Annotated in this window: 1 protein-coding gene; it reads left to right on the top strand. The window is 62.8% G+C overall.

The annotated features are described in order from the left end of the window. Window positions 1-384 (top strand): FAD-dependent oxidoreductase (locus EN857_RS33475; RefSeq protein ID WP_189522829.1); only part of this gene is annotated, 384 nt, incomplete at both ends.

Below are 384 nucleotides of genomic sequence, written 5' to 3'. Positions count from 1 at the left end.
CCGCTGATCACGATACAGCGTGAGGAAGTGCCAGGGCTGCCGCCGGCGGAGTGGGACCAGGCGATCATCGCCACCGGGCCGCTGACCGCACCGTCGCTTGCCCAATCAATCGCCGAGGCGACCGGCGCCGATGCGCTGGCCTTCTTCGACGCCATCGCGCCGATCATCCATTTCGACACGATCGATATGGATACCTGCTGGTTCCAGTCGCGCTACGACAAGGTCGGGCCTGGCGGCACCGGCAAGGACTACATCAACTGTCCGATGGACAAGGACCAATATCTCGCCTTCGTACAGGCGCTGATCGACGGCCAGAAGACCGAATTCAAGCAGTGGGAAGGCACGCCCTATTTCGACGGCTGCCTGCCGATCGAGATCATGGCC

The sequence above is a fragment of the Mesorhizobium sp. M4B.F.Ca.ET.214.01.1.1 genome (assembly GCF_004791545.1).
GTDB classification, from domain to species: Bacteria; Pseudomonadota; Alphaproteobacteria; order Rhizobiales; family Rhizobiaceae; genus Mesorhizobium; species Mesorhizobium abyssinicae.
Note: the sequence above shows the minus strand (reverse complement) of the source record. Positions and strands in the feature narration are given on the sequence as shown.